The sequence below is a fragment of the Actinoplanes sp. NPDC051859 genome (genome assembly GCF_044452725.1).
Taxonomy (GTDB): Bacteria; Actinomycetota; Actinomycetes; order Mycobacteriales; family Micromonosporaceae; genus Actinoplanes.
Genome location: NZ_JBITBX010000003.1, coordinates 623,954 through 642,242 on the forward strand (window position 1 = coordinate 623,954; position 18,289 = coordinate 642,242).

Here is an 18,289-nt window from a genome sequence, read left to right on the forward strand (position 1 = left end):
GCCCGTCGCTTTTGTGTGGTGGGATCGGGGTATGGGTGCGAACGGCGAATTCGTGTTCCTTGGTTGTTACACCGGTGAGAGCGGCGGCGCGGGCGAAGGGATCGTGCTGCTGCGGCGGGACGGGCGGACCGGCTCGCTGGCCCGGCTGGGGGTTGCTGCCCGTACGCCGTCGCCGTCGTTCTTGGCGCGCCATCCGACGTTGCCGGTGTTGTACGCGGCCAACGAGCTGGACGCAGGCACGGTCAGCGCCTTCGCGGTCGCGGCCGACGGATCGTTGACTCCGCTGGCGGTGCAGTCCACCGGCGGCTCGGCTCCGTGCCACCTGGCTGTGTCGGGCGATGCGCGGCACCTCCTGGTCGCGAACTACGCCAGCGGGGACGTGGCGGTCCATCCGCTGGCTGCGGACGGAGTGCCGGGTGAGCGATCCGACCTGCTGAATCTCGACGGCAAGGGCCCGGTGCCGGACCGTCAGGACGGTCCGCATGCACACATGGTGGCGCCCGATCCGTTCGGCGCGGATGTCCTGGTGTGTGATCTTGGTTCGGATACCGTGTGGCACACCCGGCTGGATGCGATCTCGGGCCGGTTGTCGCTGGTGGGTCCGGCGCTGCGGGCGGTGTCCGGTACCGGTCCGCGGCATCTGCTGCGGATGCGCGACGGTGCGCTGCTGCTGGTTGGTGAGTTGGCTGGGGATGTGAGCTGGTTTCGGCCGGGGGGCAGTGGCGCCTGGGAGCGGCACGGGGGCCACCCGACGAGCGGTGCGGCGAAGAATCAGCCTTCGGACTTGGTCGCGGGGCGCGATGGCCGGTTCGTGTACATCGCTAACCGAGGACCCGACACCGTGTCGGTCTTCGCCTGGGAACCGCACGGCGGCACGCTTGTGGCTGAGGTGTCGACGGATGGTGCGTGGCCCCGACATCTGGCGCTCATGGCCGATCACCTGTACGTAGCAAATGAACGTTCACATTCGGTAACAATGTTTCGAGTCGATCCCGACTCCGGCATTCCTGAGGCGCACGGCGAACCGGTTTCCAGCGGTAGTCCGACTTGCCTGTTGCGCTGGACGCCCACCGCTGCGGCGTAAAGGATTTGCCGGCCGGTGCCGGACACTGCCGGAGTGTCGTGATCTTCGGCGGATAAACGGCAAGGCTGGCGGGGGTGTAGCCACACACGGGTACGACAACATCACGCTCAGTTAATTGAGTATGCGGAATTTCCAATCCGAGTAAGTTTCGTCCGAACGTATATGGCATTCGGCTCGGCAGATGCGCAGTATGGAGCGCGTGTCAGGCCGCCATCGCAGAAATTTCACGCTCAGAGGAGCCGGCGTCGTCGCTTCCGCGATGGCGATCGTCGTGGTGCTCGCCGGAACGTGGCTGGGCTATCGAAGCCTCACCGACAAGGATTGTTCCGGCGAGGTCAAGCTCAATGTCGCCGCCGCGACCGAGCTCACCCCCGCCGTGGAACGAGCCGCGCAGCAGTGGACCGCCGACGGAGGCGCCGTCAACGGCACCTGCGTTGCCGTAACGGTCACGGGCGTCAGCTCTCCGACAATGGCCTCGACGATCGCGGCCAAACACGGCGTCACGCTGACCGGCCTCGGCGCGGCCGGTAAGTCCGGCACGGTGCCGGACGTCTGGATCGCCGACTCCTCCACCTGGCTGATGCGCCTGCGCTCGGAGGCCTCCGGCTTCCAGCCGACCGACGGCAAGTCGGTCGCCAGCAGTCCCGTGGTCGTCGCCATGCCAGAGGCGGCTGCGAAGGAAGTCGGCTGGCCAGACCGCCAGCTCGGCTGGAGCGACCTGTCCAAGAAGATCACCACCGGGACCTCGCTGCGGACCGGGATCGTCGACCCCACTCGCGACGCGGCCGGGCTGGCCGGTCTGCTCGCCCTCGGCCAGGCCGCCGGCACCGGCGCGGAAGCCAAGGCCCAGCAGGTCGGGGTGCTCCGAGCGCTGGCCGCCGGAAGCTCATCGCTGCGCGAGGACCTGCTGCAGAAGTTCCCCGCCTCGAGCAACCCGGCTGACCTGGCCGGCAGCCTCAGCGCGGCGCCGCTTTCCGAAGAGGACGTCATCGCGTACAACGCGAACAAGCCGGAGATGCCGCTGGCCGCGCTCTACCTTGACCCGAAGCCGCCGGCGCTGGACTACCCGTTCCTGGTGATGCCCGAGGTCGACCTCACCAAGGCCGGTGCCGCTACTGGCCTGCGCCAGGCGCTGGAGCAGCCCAGCTTCAAGAACGAACTAGCCAAGGTAGGCCTCCGGTCGGCGGACGGCACCGTGGGCGCCGACTTCGCTGCACCGCTCGGCGCCACGCCGCCCACCGGCGGCTCCGCGGCACCGTCCAGTGGCACCGAGGGCACCGCCGCGGCCGGTCTCGACGCTGCCTCGATCAACCGAGTGTTGGGCAGCTGGGCGGCCATCACGCTGCCCGGCCGGGTGCTCGCCGTCTTCGACGTGTCGGGTTCCATGAAGACCAAGGTCCCCTCCGCGAACAACGTCGACCGTGCCACGCTGATGCGGGCCGCGGCCGTGCAAGGCCTCACCCTCTTCGACGACAAGTGGGCGGTCGGCACCTGGGTGTTCTCCACCCAGATGGACGGCGACAAGCCGTACAAGGAGATCGTGCCGATCACGCCGCTGACCTCGGGACGGAGCCGGCTCCAGGAGTCGATCAACCAGGTCGTGCCGAAGGAAGGCGGCAACACCGGCCTCTACGACACGGCGCTGGCCGCGTACAAGTCGGTGCAAGACACGTGGGTGGCCGGCCGGGTCAACTCGGTGCTGCTGTTCACCGACGGCAAGAACGAGAACGCGGATGGCATCTCGCGAGACACGCTGATCGCCGAGCTCAAGAAGCTGGCCGACCCCAAGCGGCCGGTGCGCATGGTGATCATCGGCATCGGCACGGGCGTTGACGCTGACGAGCTTCAGGCCATCACGGCGGCCACCAGCGCCGGCGGCGTCTTCATCGCCCCGGACCCGGCCAAGATCTCCGAGATCTTCCTCGAAGCGATCTCCTCGCGCTCCGGAGCCCGCTGAGCCCTGACGACGGCGAAGCTGAGCTGACTGCGGAAGGACCGCCTCACCCGATCCGGGATGGGGCGGTCCTTCAGTGTCCGGGACCGGTCCAGTCCAGGCAGACGGCGACCGCATCGTCCTCAAGGTCGCTGCTGACGAAGGCCCGCAGGTCGCCTAGCAACGACCGCACCGCCTGCAGCGGGGCAAGTGCTCCGGTCCGCCGCACAAAGCGGTGCAGCGCCGCGTCGCCATATCGTCCGGCCTCGCCGCCGGCCTCGGCGACCCCGTCGCTGACGATCAACAGGCGGTCGCCGGCAGTCAGTCGCCGGGTGCGCTGCTCGTAGTCCGAAGACTCGAACATGCCGAGCGGGAACTGTGCGTCCAGCGGCTGCTCCAGGACCTCGCCCACACGCAGCACCATCATCCGAGGCGAGCCGCTGTCGACCGTGGTCAGCTCACCGGTGGTGAGGTCCAGCTCGAGCAGCATCGCCTCCACGTGTGCCTCGCCGCGGTGCTGGGCGAAGATCGCCTGGTCGGCGAGGGCGGCCTGATCGGCGAGCGCGAGCCCGGCGCGCCGGGCGTTGCGCAGCGCGTTGATGGCCAGCGAGGTCAGCAAGGCGGCGCCGACGCCTTCGCCCATGCCGTTCAGCACGGTGATGAAGAGGCGGCCGTCATGCTCGGCCCAGTCGAAGCCGTCGCCGCGGACCGCGTACGCCGGTTCGAGCTGGCCGGACAGGCTGAACTCCGGTCCCACCCGGGACCGCCCGGGCAGGAGCTCCCACTGCATCTCCGCGGCCAGGGTCAGCCGACGGGTTCGGGCAGCCACCGTGTACCGGTCGGTGCCCGCGCCGGCAGCCTGCAGCTCGTGGCCCAGCAAGGTCGCGATCTCGGCGAGCTCGGCCCGCTCCAGCTCGGCCGAGGGCAGGGGCGAGAGCCGCAGCACGCCCATCCGCTCGCCCCGGGCGGTCACCGGCAGATAGCCGGTCCGGCCAGCCGTGACCTCGGCCTGGTGGTCGTAACACCGCCAGGCCGGGTCGCCCGGACGCGTGACCGGCGGGCCGCCGAACAGGGGCAGCAGAGCCGCCAGTCGGTAGTCGACGAGCAGCAGTTCGAGGTCGCCATCGCCGTACTCTTTGGCTACGGCCTCGGCTAGACACTCCACGACCCGGTCGGCGGGCGCGTCCGCCAGTGCGCGTCGTACGGCATTCAGCCGCTCAGACACGCTTTCACCCCCTCGAAAGGTGCATCGTACGGGTAGTCTCTGCTGCACCATGGGCGAACACCATGGGCCGGATGGGCCACTCCACGCCGCGGCTGTCGACGACGCCGCGCCTGCTTTGCTGGCCGCCTGGGATGCGGCTCGGGAGCGGGCCACTCCGCGGCTGTCCTGGCCTCAGCTCAACGCCCTGCTGGTGGTGGAGCGGCAGGAGGGCGTGAATCTGCGCGGGCTGGCCGGCGAGCTCAACATGATTCTGTCGTCGGCGAGTCGGCTGTGTGATCGCCTCGTGGCTTCCGGCATGGTCGAGCGGGTGCCGGGGCAGGTTGACCGCCGGGAGATTGCGCTCTATCTGACACCTTCGTCGCGGCAGTTGCTCGACGATCTGCGCCGGACTCGGCGCGAGATTCTCGGTGAGGTGCTGGACCGGATGAGCCCGTCGAGCCGTGCGGCTCTGATTCGCGGCCTGACGGAATTCAGCGCTGCCGCCGCGAGTGCCGAGGTGGGTTCGCGCATCCGGACGGCGTGAGTCGCCACTCCGTGCAATGACCGGGATACTTCGGGGAGAGATTCACAGGCTTCGTTCCCGTGGAGGTTGCCGTGCCGCTCCAGCCCACTCCCGATGACAAGTTCTCCTTCGGCCTGTGGACCGTCGGTTGGCCGGCCCGCGACCCGTTCGGCGACGCTACCCGGGAGCCGCTCGACCCGGTGGAGGCGGTGCACAAGCTCGCTGAGCTGGGGGCGTACGGAATAACTTTCCATGACGACGACCTGGTGCCGTTCGGGTCCGGCGCGCCGACGCGCGACGGGATCATCGCGGGTTTCCGCAAGGCGCTCGACGAGACCGGCATGGTGGTGCCGATGGTGACCACCAACCTCTTCACCCATCCGGCGTTCAAGGACGGCGGGTTCACCAGCAATGATCGGGGCGTCCGTCGGTTCGCGTTGCGTAAGGTCCTGCGCAACATGGATCTTGCGGCCGAGCTGGGTGCGCGGACCTTGGTGCTGTGGGGCGGTCGGGAGGGCGCCGAGTACGACGCCGCGAAAGACGTCCACGCGGCGCTGGACCGCTACCGCGAGGCGCTGAACCTGCTGGCGCAGTATTCCGAGGATCAGGGCTACGGCCTGCGGTTCGCGATCGAGCCCAAACCGAACGAGCCACGCGGCGACATCCTGCTGCCCACGGCGGGGCACGCGCTCGCTTTCGTGCAGGAGTTGGCGCGGCCGGAGTTGTTCGGCATCAATCCTGAGGTCGGCCACGAGCAGATGTCGAACCTGAACTTCGCGCACGGCATCGCCCAGGCGCTGTGGCACGGCAAGCTGTTCCATATCGACCTCAACGGCCAGCACGGCCCCAAGTTCGACCAGGATCTCGTGTTCGGGCACGGCGACCTGCTCAATGCGTTTGCGCTGGTGGACCTGTTGGAGCACGGCGCGCCGGGCGGTGGCCCGCGCTATGACGGGCCGCGGCACTTCGATTACAAGCCGTCGCGCACCGAGGACAGCATCGGGGTCTGGGCTTCGGCCGAGGCGAACATGCGGATGTACCTGTTGCTCAAGGAACGCGCACGGGCCTTCCGGGCGGACCCGGCGGTGCAGGAGGCGCTGGCCGAGTCCGGAGTGCTCGACCTTGCCACTCCCACCCTCGGGCCGGGGGAGACCTACGGGGACCTGCTGGCCGACCGGACGGCCTTCGAGGAGTTCGACGCCGATGCGGCCGGGCGGCGCGGGTACGGCTTCGTCCGGCTGCACCAGCTCGCCATCGACCACGTCATGCAGGCGTGAGGGCCGCCGTGACCCTCGTAGCCGGGATCGACAGCTCCACCCAGTCGTGCAAGGTGGTCATCCGGGACGCGGAGACCGGCGAGCTGGTTCGGCAGGGCCGGGCGAGCCACCCCGAGGGCACCGAGGTGCATCCCGACGCCTGGTGGGCCGCCCTGCGCCGGGCCATCGCGGACGCGGGTGGCCTCGACGACGTGTCTGCGGCCTCGGTGGCCGGGCAGCAGCACGGCATGGTGGTGTTGGACGAGCGTGGCAGGGTCGTCCGGCCGGCCCTGCTGTGGAACGACACTCGCAGCGCCGCGGCCGCCGCCGAGCTGATCGAGGACCTGGGCGGCGGCGCGGCTGGCCGGCGCGCCTGGGTCGATGCGGTGGGCGTTGTCCCGGTCGCCAGCTTCACGCTCACCAAGCTGCGCTGGTTGGCCCGGCACGAGCCCCGGCACGCCCAGCGGGTTGCCGCGGTCTGCCTGCCGCATGACTGGCTGACCTGGAAGTTGTCCGGTGCGCAGAGCCTGGACACGCTGTGCACCGACCGAAGTGACGCCAGCGGCACCCTCTACTGGTCTGCCGTCACCGGCAACTATCGCCCCGACCTGTTGGAGCTCGGCTTCGGCCGGCGCATCCGTACGCCCGAGGTGCTCGGTCCCACCGGGGTGGCGGGACGGCTGCCCTCCGGTGCTCCGCTGGGGCCGGGCGCCGGTGACAACGCGGCCGCGGCGCTCGGCACCGGCGCGTTGCCGGGGGATGTCGTCATCTCCATCGGCACCTCGGGCACGGTCTTCGTCTCGTCGGATGTGGCGCCGGAGGACCCGAGCGGGACGGTGGCCGGGTTCGCGGACACCACCGGGCGGTTTCTGCCGATCGTGGTGACGCTGAACGCGGCCCGGGTGTTGGACGCGGCTGCTCGGCTGCTCGGCGTTGACCACCCGGAGCTGTCCCGCCTCGCGCTGACCGCTCCGGCGGGGGCGGACGGGCTGGTGCTGGTGCCCTACCTGGAGGGGGAACGCACCCCGGACCGACCCGATGCCACCGGGGCGATCCACGGTCTCACGCTGCGCACGTCGGACCCCGCGCACCTGGCACGCGCTGCCGTCGAGGGCATGCTGTGCGCGCTCGCTGACGGGCTGGACGCCCTGGTGGCGCACGGCGCCGCGGCCCGCCGGGTGGTGCTCGTCGGTGGGGGAGCACGCAGCGAGGCCGTCCGCCGGATCGCGCCCGCACTGTTCGGGATGCCGGTGCTGGTCCCCCCGCCCGGCGAGTATGTGGCCGATGGTGCTGCCCGCCAGGCCGCCTGGGTCATAGCGGGTGGCGCGACGCCGCCCGCGTGGTCGGCCGACCCACCCGAGGTATACGAGGACAGCAACGCCCCCGTGATCCGCGAGCAGTACGCCGCGGCCCGCGACAGGGTCGTCGACCGGACCGCCCGCTAACCTTCTGCCGTGACCAAGGGCGGATCGGCGCACCGCGCGTACAGCGTGGTGGTCTTCGTCGTGCTCGCCTCCCTGGACAACGTTGCCATCGGCCTGGTGCCGCCGCTGTACGGCAGCATCGGCACGGACTTCGGCGTCGGCGAGGGCCACATCGCGCTGGCTACCACGGTGATGTTCCTGATCAGCGCGGTCGCGGCGGTCGGCTGGGCGTACGCCGGCGACCGCACCGACCGCAAGCCGGTCCTCGTCATCGGCACCGCGATCTGGGTGGCTGGCACGGCCTGGTCCGGTCTGGCCGGCGGCTATGTCTCGTTCCTGCTGTCGCAGGTGCTGGCGGCGATCGGCCTGGGTGCTGTCGCGAGCGTCAGTTTCTCCGTGGTCAGCGACCTGATCTCGCCGCGCCGCCGGGGCCTGGTGATGAGCTTCTGGGGGCTTGCGCAGGGCGTCGGCACGCTCGCCGGGACGATGGTCGGCGGCCTGCTCGGCGCGCAGGAGTGGCGGCGGCCGTTCCTCGTGGTCGCGGTTGCGGGTGTGGTGGCGGGGCTGCTCTACCTGTTCACCTACAACGTGCCGCGGGGTGACAGTCAGCCTGAGCTACGCGGCGTCGACTACGACGAGCGGATCCACCACGACCACCTGCCCCGGATTCTGGCGCGGCGCACCAACATCTGGTTGATCTTGCAGGGGTTGTCGGCGCAGATCGCGTTCGGCTCGCTGGTGTGGCTGCCGGTGCTGTTCCGGGCGCGCGCCGAGGACCAGGGCTATTCCACCGCCACAGCGATCGTGGTGGGCAGCGTCTTCGCCAGCCTCTTCCAGCTCGGCGGCGCCCTATCGATCATCGGCGGCCTGGTGGGGGATCGGCTCCAGCGTCGTACGCCGCGGGGCCGGGCGCTCGTGGCCGCGGTGGGCGTGCTGGCCGCCGTACCCTTCTATGTGGTGTTGTATTTCGTGCCGTTCACGATTTCCGTGCCGGACGGCGGCAGCACCGGCGCGGTGATCCGGGCCATCCTGACCGGGGTCGTCACCGAGCCGTCAGTGGGCCTCAGCCTCGCGACAGCGGTCTTCGCCCTGGCCCTGACCTCGGCGAATTCGCCCAACTGGTTTGCGCTGATCGCCGACGTGAACCCGCCCGAGCACCGCGGCACCGTCTACAGCCTGGGCAACCTGTGCAACGGCGTGGGCCGGGCTGGCGGCAACGCGCTGGTCGGGGTCGCCTTCCGCGGCCTGTCCGGGGCCTTCCCGCCGCCGCTGAACTACGCGGTGGGCCTGGCCGCGTTCCAGTTCTTCTTCATCCCGACCGGGATCATGTATTGGCTGGCGAGCCGGACGGTGGCCGGGGACATGGCGGAGACCCATGCGGCCCTGGCCACCTACGCCGATCACGAGCTGGCGGTCGAGAACACCCCGGTCAGCCCTGCGCCCAGACCGTGACGTCCTGCGGCACCCGGCCGTCGCCGGTCAGCGGCTCGCTGGTGAGCAGCACCCGGGCACCCAGCGGCAGCTCGGCCGGTGCGGCACCGAAGTTGGTCAGGACGATCAGCTCGCCGTTGCGGAACGCGCAGACGTCGGCGGGCGTGTCCAGCCAGCTCAGCGTCCCCGTGCCCAGCGCATGCTCGGCGCGCAGCCGCAACGCCGAACGGTAAAGCTCGTACGTCGAGCCGGCCACGTCGCGCTGCCGGTCCAGGGCGTACTCGGCCCAGGAGACGGGTTGCGGGAGCCAGCTCGCGTCGGCGGGGCCGAAGCCGTACGAGGGGGCGTCGGCCTCCCACGGGATCGGCACCCGGCAGCCGTCCCGCCCCCGTTCGGTGTGCCCGGACCGTTCCCACGCCGGATCCTGTCGGAGTTCATCCGGGATAGCCGTGTGCTCCGGCAGCCCCAGCTCCTCGCCCTGATACAGGTACGCCGACCCGGGTAGCGCGAGCATCTGCAGCGAGGCTGCCCGCGCCCGGCGCAGCCCCAGCGGCGCGTCCGGCTGCGGGTCGTCCGCCCCGATGCCATGCGGGCGGGGCTGTCCGACTTCGAAGCCTAAGCGGGTCGCGTGCCGGACGACATCGTGGTTGGACAGCACCCAGGTGGTCGGTGCGCCGACGGCCAGGTTGGCCGCCATCGTCTTGTCGATCACCCGGCGCAGCGGGTCGGCCGCCCACGGGGTGTCGAGATACTCGAAGTTGAACGCCTGATGCATTTCGTCCGGCCGGACGTAGTGCGCGAGTCGTTCCGCCGGCTGCACCCAGGCCTCCGCGACGAGGATCCGATCCCCTTCGTACGCGTCCAGCACCGCACGCCACTGCCGGTAGATCTCGTGCACCCCGTCCTGATCCCACATCGGCGGCGGCGGGGCTCCCGGCGGGGCCAGGCCGCCGAGGATGAGCTGGTCGGCGTACTCGTAGTCGGCGAGCTCGGCGTCTTTGATCAGGCCGTGGGCGACGTCGACCCGGAAACCGTCGACGCCCCGGTCCAGCCAGAACCGCAGGATCGCCTCGAATTCGGCCCGGACGGCGGCATTACCCCAGTTGAGATCAGGCTGGGACACGTCGAACAGGTGCAGGTACCACTGACCGTCGGGCACGCGTTCCCAGGCCGGTCCGCCGAAGACGCTCTGCCAACCGTTCGGCGGTTCGCTGCCGTTCGGCCCGCGCCCGTCGCGGAAGAGGTAGCGCTCACGCTCGGGGCTGCCGGGCGCGGCGGCCAGCGCGGCCCGAAACCACTCGTGCTCGAAGGAAGTGTGGTTGGGCACGAGGTCGACGAGGACGCGCAGGCCCTGCGACCGGGCTTCCGCGATCAGCTTGTCGGCGTCGGCGAGGTCACCGAAGCGTGGGTCGACCGAGCGGTAGTCGGCGACGTCGTAACCGGCGTCGTGCTGCGGCGACGGATAGAACGGTGACAGCCACACCGCGTCCACCCCGAGGGCGCGCAGGTCGCTCAGCCGTGCAGTGATGCCGGGCAGGTCACCCATGCCGTCGCCGTCGCCGTCGGCGAAGGAGCGCGGATAGATCTGGTAGATGACGGCGTCGCGCCACCAGTCAGTGGGGGATGGCATGCCCTTCAGGCTATCCGTCCAGGATGGCGGCGAAACGTTCCTCGGCGAGGTCGAGCTGGTCCAGGATGTGGTCCTTGGCGGCCGGCGACAGCGGCGTGTCCGCGCGTGCGACCAGCTCCCGCAGCTTCGGCACCAGCGGGCGGTACTTCGTTGCCGAGCTGCGCGCCTTGTCGTACGTGGTGTGCACGACCCCCACCCCGTTGTCGGTGAAGTCGCTGACCTTGATGACCCGCGCCCACGGGTCGTGTTCGAGGCTGGCCACCACGTGTGAGCGGTACTGCTCGTGGCGGTCCCGGCCCGGGTCGAACTCCGGATTGGTCACCGAGCCGACCAACTGGGCCACCCGCGGGCTGTAGCGCTGGCCCAGCTCGGCCAGCGCGGCCTCGGTCAGTTCCTTGTAACTCAGGTCGGCGGACAGCCCGGCCAGTTCGGCGGGATGATCCTCGACAGCGTCGTGCAGCAGGGCCGCGGTCAGCACATCCACGTCCCGGATCCCGTAGTAGCGCAGGATCCGGATCGCGACCCGCAGCAGATGGTTCAGGTACGGCTCACGGACCCGTCGGTCCTCGGCGTGCAGCCGGGAGGCCAGCTCGAGCGCGTCCTCGAGTTGACCACGGTCGTCATCGGGCAGCGCGGCGATCTCGAGGCGGAACCGGTCCCGCAGGCCCGCCTCGCCGTAGATCTCGGTGATCGCGTGCAACGGCATCGAGAGCAACATCTCTTGCGCCATCCGAACAGGTATACCGGACTGCGGCGCCCCGTGGGCCGGTGTCAGGAGGGAACTTCGGCCAGCGGCTCCTCGGCGACCGCCGGGCGCGGCGGTACGGGCCGCGGCGACGGACGGCTGCCGGGCGTACGCCGCATGGCCGACAGCGACGCCTGCTTGAGCGACCACGAGTGAGCGTGGCTTTCGGCGTGTACGCCGCGCTTGGGGATGCCGGCGCCGTCGGTGAACTCTTCCTCGGTCATGGCTTGCAGGGCGCTGAGGGCGACGCCGAGGATGGTGGCCGCGCTGACCAGCGTGATGGGCACGATCATGAGCAGCGGCCGGATGCCGGTCGCCTGGGTCACCGGGGCGTCGCTGAGCTCCACGCCCATGGCGGCCATGCCGGTGTAGTGCATGCCGCACACCGCGACGGCCATGATGCCGGCGGCGCCCAGCATCGGCGCCCATCCCTTGACCGAGACGGTGAACCACAGCGCGGTGGTGGCAGCGACAACGGCGATGATGGCCGAGGCGATGACCATCGGCAGGCGATAGTGGATGGTGCCGGTGACGTGCAGGCCGGCCATGCCGGTGTAGTGCATCGCCAGCACGCCGGCGCCGGTGAGCACCCCGGCCGCGACGACCCGCGGCAGGCTGCGCCGGCCGTGCCCGACCACCATCAGGCCGAAGCCGACCGCGAGGACGGCCAGCCCCAGGCTGGCCATGGTGAGCACGGGGCTGTACCGGACCGGGCTCTGCGGGACGTCGAAGCCCAGCATCGCGGTGAAGTGCATGAGCCAGATGGCGGCGCCGCCGATCGAGAACGCGGCGATGATCAGCCATCGGGTGCGCCGGCCGCGGGTCCGCGCCGACCGGGCCCGGCCGGTGGACAGCAGGCCCAGAAAGGAACCCAGCATCGCCACGAGGAAAGCGGCGATCGGGTTGAACGCACCGTAGGTGAAGTGATGGACGTCGGCCACAGCCGGACACCTCGCGAGGATCGGGGGGATCGATTCGCAGAGATTGAGCCATGAGTCCGATCTACGACATCGCACTTCGTGTGCGGGTCACTACATAGTGAACCGGGGCCACCGTGTGGCTGCCTGCGAGAGACAACCACACGGCAGCCCCGGTGCGGGGAGTCTGCCGGTGGGATGTGGGGGATTAACTGCTGAAGATGCTCACGCCGCCGGGGCCGACGAGCAGGCCGACGACAATGAGGACGATGCCCCAGAGGAGCTGCCGCCGGAAGAGCGCGAGAACGCCGGCGACCACGAGTACGACTGCGAGAATCCAGAGCAAAAGTTCCATGGTCAGCTGATACCCGAGTGGTCAGAATCGAAAACCTGTCCACACACGAGCAAGGCCGCCACCCCGGAGGGCAGCGGCCTTGGTGGATGAATCGGGATCAGGCGGACACCAGCTCGGCGTCTACGTTGTCCGACAGCAGCTGGTAGACGTTGTAGGCCTGCTTGATCACGGCGTGGGCGACGTTGCGGACCGGGACGCCGCCGGGCGTACGGCCTCGCTCCGAGCCGTGGTGCGCGTGCCCGTGCAGGGCCAGCGCGGTCGGCGCCGAGTCGATGGCCTGTCCCAGCAGGTACGACCCCAGGAACGGGTAGATCTCCAACGGCTCGCCGACCAATGTCTCCGGCACTGGGGCGTAGTGCGTGAGCGCCACCAGTGCGTCGCACTCGGTGCTGCGCAGGGCAGCTCCCAGCTTTTCGGCGACGGCCTCGGTGGTGCCCACGAAAGCCTTCATCTCGCGCTCGCCGAACGAGCTGGCGCACGCCCCGGCGAACCCGCCACCGAAGCCCTTCGCGCCGGCGACGCCGAGCCGGTGACCGTTGATCTCCAGCACCGTGCTGTCACCCTCGAGGACGATGATCCCGGCGTCGGTGAGCACCTGGCTGAGCTCGGCCTCCTGGTCGCTCTGGTGGTCGTGGTTGCCGAGCACGACCACGACCGGCACGGCCAGGTTGCCGAACTCGGTCGCCATGCACTTTGCCTCGTCGACCGTGCCGTGCCGGGTGAGGTCCCCGGCGATCAGCAGTGCGTCGGCGACGTCCGGCAGTTGTTCCAGGGCGGGCCGGTAACGCCCGACCACGTCCTTGTCCACGTGGACGTCGCCCACTGCGGCGATCCGGATCATGAAATCTCCTCCACCTCGCTGGGCGCCGCGGCGCGCACGATGCCGATGTCGCAGGCGATCTCCACGTCCGGGAACCGGGTGGTGATCTGGCGGCAGATCTCGTCACGGCGCTGGGTGCTTTCGACCTCGCCGCCAAGGACGAGCAGATGCTCCCGCCGGTGCAGGGTGATGCCCTGCTCGGCAACTTCGCCGGTCTCGGTCAGGAGGCGCTGGATCTCCGCCTCCAGGTATTCGTCGATGTGTGTTGTCATCTCATCCCCCCACGGTGAGCTGTGCACTTCTCGGCTCCGGTACCACCTCGAGGCGGTCCAGCAGCGTCAGGAACGCCTCCGCATACGGCGATTTCGCGGTCTCCGCGCGCACCCGGTCCCAGTCGATCTGTTCGCGCAAAGAGCGGGCCACGGGCAGGCCGGTAGCGAAGTCGCAGTAGTGCTGGGTGTAGCTGAGCAGTTTGTGCATCATCAGCTGGGTCGCCGACAGCACGGGCATGTTGATCGCCTCGACCGGGCGCATCACCGTGTCGCGCAGGGTGGCGTCGGTCACCGGCGTCTCGACCGGGCGGTAGATCAGGTCCACCATCCGCCCCTCGTCGTAGACCTTGACCAGCCAGTCCTCGGGCGGCTGCTCCACCTCGAAGCCCACCGCGGACAGCTCGGCGAGTGCCCGTTCCTTGTCCGGTTCGCGGATGAGGAAGTCGACGTCGTGGTCGCTGGAGTGCCCACCGTGGGCGTACACGGCGAAGCTGCCACCGAGGGCGAACGGGATCTCGGCCTGCTTCAGCACGGAGGCCACCCGCTTGAGCGTGGTGACCAGGCCCTCGTCCACCCGATACGGCATGGCGCCTCCCTGTGTCGTCCGATGTCCGTTTCCCGACGGACCGACTACCCCGCACGGCCACCCTTGTAACGCGAGGCGCACCCTGCCCAAACGGCAAATTCCACTGCTTAGCCCTATTTTGTACGCCCGGAGCGGGCCCTCGCCGAGGAACGGTGCGTGACATTGCCGGCTACCCTCGGTGGGTATGGTCCCCGGCCCAGCCCTCGTGACTGACTGTTTCTCCGGTCATGCCCTTCTGGCCCTTGCTGCGCTGCGGTGCAGTCGGTCATGACATCCGCGTCCGCCCATCGACCCCGGACCATCGCCCTAGTCGGCATTGACGGGTCCGGAAAGACCACCCAGGCACACCTGCTGGCGACCGCGTTGGCCGCTCAGGGCCTCCCGGCGAGCTACCGCCGCAACGCCGGCGGCCGTCGCTGGTTCGGTCGACTGGCCGCCGTCCTGGGCCGGCGTGACGGCGAGCACCTGCTCGGTCGCAAGGCCATGCTGTTCGTGGAATCGGTCCTACGCTGGTTGGCGATCTTGCGCACTCTGCTGCGCCGCCGCCTGACCGGCGAAATCGCCGTCATGGACCGGTACGCCGTCTGCCAGTACGCGAGCATCCGCGCCCATGCCAAGACCCCCCGGCCGGAGCGCCTGAATCGCGCCGAGCGTCGCGCCCGCCTCGCCTATCGCGTTTTTCCCCGGCCGGAGGTGACATTTCTCTTGGCCGTCGACCCGGCGGTGGCGTATGACCGGATCGAACGCCGAGGCTATGACCACGAGGAAATGTCATATCTCCGGGCGGCTGCTGCGGCCTACCGGGCATTGCCGGAGCATGCCGATTTCGTCGTGATCGATGCCAATGGCTCACCCGAGCAGGTGCAGGCATCGATGCTGGCCCACCTGAGTGCGTTGGCCCCCGCCCGGCGGTTCGCGCCGACTCCGCGCCTCGCGCTCGTGCACGCCCGAGCTGCGCTGGTCGCCGTGGCAACCCTGGCGGCCGCGGCGACGGCACTCACGCTCCAGCTGGCCGAGGTTTTCTGAGCCACTTCCGGCTGTGTTCTCCGTCACTAACTGTGTGGTTGGTCGGGGCAGCGGAAACGACGGAAGGAAGCGATGGTCGCCCATGCGAGGGTCACCCGGATGGGCTAGTGATCTGCGGCGCGATGTGCCGCATGGTGGCAGAGGCTCCCGGGTCCCAGCGGCCCGGGAATCTTCGCCGTGGCGTTTGCATCAAGTCTGGGCGGCAACCTGTCGATGCTGGACGTGAACCCATCCGGCTACCGGGCCGTACTGGGTAGTGACGACCGTCGCAAGGCAATCCGTGACGGCGGTCGCTGTGCCGGACGAGGGGCTGATGGTGTCATGTTTGGGGCGAAGCGGATGGGTCGACGGACACATCCGACGCCGCACTCGGCTCCGAATGCCTTCCGAGAGAGCCCTCTTCAGTAAGTGTCCAACCGGCTCTCAGCTGGCGCTCAGGCATTCGTGTCACTTTCGACTCACCAGCCGGAATCAGTACAGGGCGCCACTTGTTGTGTGAGGTGCCAGTACCGCAATGCACGAACTGCGGACGTTACGGGGAGGGCCGATGGACGCAGGAATTGCCCGTAACAGGGTTAGTGAAGGCAATGAGGGGACCGTGGGCAACGTGGAGAAGAACACCGTGATGCGGACGGACGAAGTCGCCGAGGAGCGCGACCTCGTCGGCGTCTACCTGCACGAGATCTCCCGGACGCCGCTTCTGGACGCCGCCAGGGAGGTCGACCTCTCCAAGGCAATCGAGGCCGGCCTCTATGCCGAGCACCTGCTCGAGAGCGGTGAAGTCCGTCGCGGCGTAAGCCGGGAAGAACTGGAACGACTCGTCGCCGAAGGCAGCCGGGCCAAGGACCTGTTCATCCGGGCCAACCTGCGCCTGGTCGTCTCGATCGCACGCCGGTACGTGCGCTCGGGCATGCCGATGCTCGACCTCATCCAGGAGGGCAACACCGGCCTGGTCCGCGCCGTGGAGAAGTTCGACTACGAGCGCGGCTACAAGTTCTCGACGTACGCGACGTGGTGGATCCGTCAGGCCATCAGCCGGGCGATCGCGCAGCAGGAGCGCACCGTGCGCCTGCCCGTGCACCTCGTCGAAGACGTCAACCGGATGCGCAACGTCACCCGCCAGCTCGTTCGCGAGCTCGGCGCCGACCCGGAGCCGGCGCAGGTCGCTGCCGCCCTGGGCGTGACGGTGGAACGCGTGACCGAGCTCACCCGCTGGGCCCAGGACACCGTATCCCTGGACACCCCGGTCGGTGACGACGGTGACACCAACCTCGGCGACCTGGTCGCCGACAGCGACGCCCCGTCGCCGGAGGAGATCGTGCTGACCGCCCTCGAGCGGCAGCGCATCGAGGGACTGCTCAACCACCTCGATGACCGGTCGGCCGGCATCATGCGGGCCCGCTACGGCCTCGAGGACGGCCGGGAGCACTCGCTGACCGAGGTGGCCTCGCGCTTCTCGCTGTCCCGGGAGCGCATCCGCCAGCTCGAGATTCAGGCGCTGGGTCGCCTCCGCGAGCTGGCCCGCGCCGAGGGCCTCCAGGCCGCGTAAGCATCGCAAGCGCGAACGTCGAAGGCCGGTGCCCCGCAGGGGGCGCCGGCCTTCCGCGTTGTGACGTCAACCGACGCCTGCCCCCACTCTTGTCATGCGAAAGGCCGGCACTCCGCCGACCTTCCTCGCCGCCATACGCGAAGGCCGGCACTCCGCCGACCTTCCTCGCCGCCACACGCGGAAGGCCGGCACTCCCCGAAGGGAACGCCGGCCTTCGCGTTGACGCCGGTGAAAGATGACGCCCGATGAATCAGGGTCGTCCGAAGCCGTACGGCGGCATGATGTCGATCGACACCTTGCTGACCGGCTCGCCGGGCACCGAGGCGTGGATGATCTGGTTGCCGCCGACATAGATGCCGACGTGCGCGAGACCGCGGTAGAACACCAGGTCGCCCGGCTGGAGCTGGGCTCTGCTGACTCGGCTGGTCTCGCTGAACTGCGCGGCGGCGTTGTGCGACATCCCCCTGCCGGCCGCACCCCAGGCTGCCGAGGTTAGGCCCGAGCAGTCGTACGAGCCGGGACCGCCGGCGCCGAACACGTACGGCTTGCCGATCTGGGCGAAGGCGAAGCTCACCGCCACGCCCGCCTTACCGGAGACCGACGGCACCTTGCCCGTGTACGCCGAGCCGGCGTTCGTGGCAGTGCCGTAGGCCGCGGTGCGCATCTCGTACAGCTTGTCGAGATCGCCTTCGATCTTCTTCTTGCGCGCGGCGAGCTCTTTGATTTCCGCCGCTTGCTTGTCCTGCGTCGTCTTCAGCGCGGCCTGACGATCGCTGAAGGTCTGCGTCGTAGCCGTGTAGTTGCTGATGTCGCGCTGCCGGCTGCGGGACAACTGCTCGAGAATGGACATGCGATCCATCAGGGCATCGCCGCCCTCGAGCATGACGTTCATGGTGCCCATCTTGCCGGTCTTGTACGCCGACGCGGCGATTGCCGACATCTGCGTACCGGCGACCTGCAGGGCTTCCTTCGCGGGCTTGAGTGACGCGGCGAGCTTCACTTCCTCGGCCTTCGTCTTCTTCAGGCTGATCCGCATCTTGTTGTACGACTCGACAACGTCCTCGAGCTGGTGGGACGCCTTTTCGATCTTCTTGGTGAGTTCGTTCTTGGAGGGCGCCGCGTGCGCGGGGGCCGGGGCGACGGTGCTGGTGACCGCGATCGCCAGGGCGGCGACCACCAGAGCGCGAAGCCTCGTGCGGGCGTGTGGCAACGGAACGTGGCCTTTCTTCCGCTGTGCCGCCTACCGGGTTAGCTGACGGATTCGGGCGGGAAGAAGGCCCTACCGCGCGAACGCGGATTCACCCCAGGTTCTCGGTGGTTCCCCGGTTCTTCGTGGCGGTCGCGAGGGTTCCGGGGGGATCGGGAACATCGCTTCCACCGTCGAGGACTCGGCGGCGATGGCCGGCGCCACGGGCGGGTTTGTGGCTGCGGACCGGACCAACCGCATCAACTTATCGGCGATCCGGATTAACACAAGAGGCGGGGGAGTGACCTGCGCCAATCATCACGAATTTCGGAATGTTCCGAATAACTG

Annotated in this window: 17 protein-coding genes and 1 riboswitch; of the genes, 8 read left to right on the forward strand and 9 right to left on the reverse strand. The window is 69.3% G+C overall.

Annotated elements, in window-relative coordinates; translation table 11 throughout:
- Window positions 1–31: 31 nt before the first annotated feature.
- A complete protein-coding gene (locus ACIA1L_RS10750; RefSeq protein ID WP_396072412.1) occupies window positions 32–1,084 on the forward strand; it encodes a lactonase family protein in 1,053 nt (350 codons plus the stop codon).
- Between the two features lie 259 nt (window positions 1,085–1,343).
- Window positions 1,344–3,041 carry a substrate-binding domain-containing protein gene (locus tag ACIA1L_RS10755; protein WP_396072413.1) on the forward strand — a complete coding sequence of 566 codons (1,698 nt, stop codon included), beginning with the start codon at window positions 1,344–1,346 and terminating at the stop codon, window positions 3,039–3,041.
- Window positions 3,042–3,111: 70 nt separating this feature from the next.
- Here ACIA1L_RS10755 and ACIA1L_RS10760 read toward each other — a convergent pair whose 3' ends face one another.
- Window positions 3,112–4,242 (reverse strand): PP2C family protein-serine/threonine phosphatase, encoded by a 1,131-nt coding sequence (locus ACIA1L_RS10760; RefSeq protein ID WP_396072414.1) that lies wholly within the window; start codon window positions 4,240–4,242, stop codon window positions 3,112–3,114.
- Between the two features lie 49 nt (window positions 4,243–4,291).
- On the opposite strand from ACIA1L_RS10760, the gene ACIA1L_RS10765 reads away from it, so the two are divergent.
- The 4 genes from ACIA1L_RS10765 to ACIA1L_RS10780 all read left to right on the forward strand — a co-directional run bounded on the left by ACIA1L_RS10765 (window position 4,292) and on the right by ACIA1L_RS10780 (window position 8,876).
- Window positions 4,292–4,765: a MarR family winged helix-turn-helix transcriptional regulator gene (locus ACIA1L_RS10765; RefSeq protein WP_396072415.1), complete on the forward strand. Its 474-nt coding sequence runs from the start codon at window positions 4,292–4,294 to the stop codon at window positions 4,763–4,765.
- 71 nt (window positions 4,766–4,836) lie between these two features.
- Complete coding sequence (xylA, locus tag ACIA1L_RS10770) at window positions 4,837–6,021, forward strand: xylose isomerase (RefSeq protein WP_396072416.1); 1,185 nt, start codon at window positions 4,837–4,839, stop codon at window positions 6,019–6,021.
- A gap of 8 nt (window positions 6,022–6,029) precedes the next feature.
- Window positions 6,030–7,445, forward strand: coding sequence for a xylulokinase (gene xylB / locus ACIA1L_RS10775; protein WP_396072472.1), 1,416 nt, complete (start codon window positions 6,030–6,032; stop codon window positions 7,443–7,445).
- A 9-nt stretch (window positions 7,446–7,454) separates the two neighbouring features.
- A complete protein-coding gene (locus tag ACIA1L_RS10780; RefSeq protein WP_396072417.1) occupies window positions 7,455–8,876 on the forward strand; it encodes an MFS transporter in 1,422 nt (473 codons plus the stop codon).
- Here the strand turns inward: ACIA1L_RS10780 and ACIA1L_RS10785 are convergent.
- The 7 genes from ACIA1L_RS10785 to ACIA1L_RS10815 all read right to left on the reverse strand — a co-directional run bounded on the left by ACIA1L_RS10785 (window position 8,854) and on the right by ACIA1L_RS10815 (window position 14,180).
- A complete protein-coding gene (locus tag ACIA1L_RS10785; RefSeq protein ID WP_396072418.1) occupies window positions 8,854–10,485 on the reverse strand; it encodes an alpha-amylase family glycosyl hydrolase in 1,632 nt (543 codons plus the stop codon). The two genes, ACIA1L_RS10780 and ACIA1L_RS10785, sit on opposite strands and share 23 nt — an antisense overlap.
- A gap of 10 nt (window positions 10,486–10,495) precedes the next feature.
- Window positions 10,496–11,215, reverse strand: coding sequence for an HD domain-containing protein (locus ACIA1L_RS10790; protein WP_396072419.1), 720 nt, complete (start codon window positions 11,213–11,215; stop codon window positions 10,496–10,498).
- 41 nt (window positions 11,216–11,256) lie between these two features.
- A complete protein-coding gene (locus tag ACIA1L_RS10795; protein ID WP_396072420.1) occupies window positions 11,257–12,171 on the reverse strand; it encodes an MHYT domain-containing protein in 915 nt (304 codons plus the stop codon).
- A gap of 184 nt (window positions 12,172–12,355) precedes the next feature.
- Window positions 12,356–12,502, reverse strand: coding sequence for a GPGG-motif small membrane protein (locus ACIA1L_RS10800; RefSeq protein ID WP_396072421.1), 147 nt, complete (start codon window positions 12,500–12,502; stop codon window positions 12,356–12,358).
- A 97-nt stretch (window positions 12,503–12,599) separates the two neighbouring features.
- Entirely contained in the window at window positions 12,600–13,343 is a 744-nt protein-coding gene (locus ACIA1L_RS10805; protein ID WP_396072422.1) for a metallophosphoesterase, read from the reverse strand.
- Window positions 13,340–13,594, reverse strand: coding sequence for a hypothetical protein (locus ACIA1L_RS10810; RefSeq protein WP_396072423.1), 255 nt, complete (start codon window positions 13,592–13,594; stop codon window positions 13,340–13,342). Before ACIA1L_RS10810 ends, ACIA1L_RS10805 begins: the two co-directional genes overlap by 4 nt.
- Before the next feature lies 1 nt (window position 13,595).
- Window positions 13,596–14,180 (reverse strand): nucleotidyltransferase family protein, encoded by a 585-nt coding sequence (locus tag ACIA1L_RS10815; RefSeq protein WP_396072424.1) that lies wholly within the window; start codon window positions 14,178–14,180, stop codon window positions 13,596–13,598.
- A gap of 267 nt (window positions 14,181–14,447) precedes the next feature.
- Between ACIA1L_RS10815 and ACIA1L_RS10820 the strand changes: the two genes are divergently transcribed.
- Window positions 14,448–15,206 (forward strand): thymidylate kinase, encoded by a 759-nt coding sequence (locus ACIA1L_RS10820; protein ID WP_396072425.1) that lies wholly within the window; start codon window positions 14,448–14,450, stop codon window positions 15,204–15,206.
- 547 nt (window positions 15,207–15,753) lie between these two features.
- A complete protein-coding gene (locus ACIA1L_RS10825; RefSeq protein WP_396072426.1) occupies window positions 15,754–16,755 on the forward strand; it encodes an RNA polymerase sigma factor RpoD/SigA in 1,002 nt (333 codons plus the stop codon).
- Between the two features lie 250 nt (window positions 16,756–17,005).
- Here the strand turns inward: ACIA1L_RS10825 and ACIA1L_RS10830 are convergent, their stop codons facing one another.
- Window positions 17,006–17,932 carry an NlpC/P60 family protein gene (locus ACIA1L_RS10830; RefSeq protein ID WP_396072427.1) on the reverse strand — a complete coding sequence of 309 codons (927 nt, stop codon included), beginning with the start codon at window positions 17,930–17,932 and terminating at the stop codon, window positions 17,006–17,008.
- A 45-nt stretch (window positions 17,933–17,977) separates the two neighbouring features.
- A riboswitch (cyclic di-AMP (ydaO/yuaA leader) is annotated at window positions 17,978–18,103 on the reverse strand.
- Window positions 18,104–18,289 lie beyond the last annotated feature (186 nt).